At 38.8% G+C, this 922-nt stretch carries 2 protein-coding genes; both read right to left on the reverse strand.

Translation table 11 applies throughout. The features are described 5' to 3' along the window. Window positions 1-402 precede the first annotated feature (402 nt). Entirely contained in the window at window positions 403-786 is a 384-nt protein-coding gene (locus tag HA050_RS21705) for a DUF4279 domain-containing protein (RefSeq protein WP_166830585.1), read from the reverse strand. A 5-nt stretch (window positions 787-791) separates the two neighbouring features. Next, on the reverse strand, window positions 792-920 hold the full coding sequence (locus HA050_RS22755; protein ID WP_501037377.1) for a polymorphic toxin type 33 domain-containing protein: 129 nt from the start codon (window positions 918-920) through the stop codon (window positions 792-794). Between the last annotated feature and the right edge of the window lie 2 nt (window positions 921-922).

A 922-nucleotide genomic window follows, 5' to 3' on the forward strand; every position in this document is an offset into this window, starting at 1 on the left:
CCAAGGTGATCAGCCCAAATATAGCTGATGTTAGCGCTTGCGCCCGTTGTACTGACCACGGCTACCGGTGTATCGCCCAGCCAAATGATTTCCTGCACCGGCTTGTTATCTGCCTGATATTCACCCAGTAAATGACCCTGAGTATCATTGATACACAAAGCAGGACTAACTCAGCGTATAACTTGGATCAGAAAAAGTTTAATTCCTTTGTTTAACATTTTTAGAGCCAAAGAAATTAGATTTAACTTTACTCTGACCCCAGTTATTACCGAAGTGGTGGTTAATTAAGATAGCCTATTTAATGGTTGCCAGCGCGGGTTAATAAAACCAACCCGCCCCACATGGCCTACAATCCCAACATATTGCCCGACAAGATCAACATAGTTTAACTATTTTACGCACTCACGATTGCAGATGGTCTATATCGATCTCAGCATTGATGAACCCTGCAAATTCCGACATTGAAGAAGGTATTATTATGGAAGGAACCCTATGATGACTATTAATGATTATTGTCAATCGAGCAGAACCCGTCTCGGCAATTTCTTTAATTATCTCTCTTGAATTATTTAAAATCCCTTCCAAATTATGCCAATGATCAGCAACATCATCAGAATTTTCCTGAGACCTTATTGACCAAATATTCTGCCTGGGCAGATCGCGCTCTTTATTTCTTTCTCCTCGCATTAATTCAACATCTGGAACAATCTCTATTTTTTTGGAGATTTCCTTTGGCAGTACTCGTGTTCCCAAAAGTTGAAAATCGATTTGTACTATATTCTTCATGTTCATCACCAACCATTTACATTCATATTTAAATACTTTGGAATCCCCGTCCCTTTTCGTGGGCCAGAATACATATTTCCATCCTTATCTGAAAATATATCGCTTCTTGAGTTTAACTTTAAATCATTCTTCATAT

The organism is Iodobacter violaceini, from assembly GCF_011601265.1.
In the GTDB taxonomy this organism is placed as follows: Bacteria; Pseudomonadota; Gammaproteobacteria; order Burkholderiales; family Chitinibacteraceae; genus Iodobacter; species Iodobacter violaceini.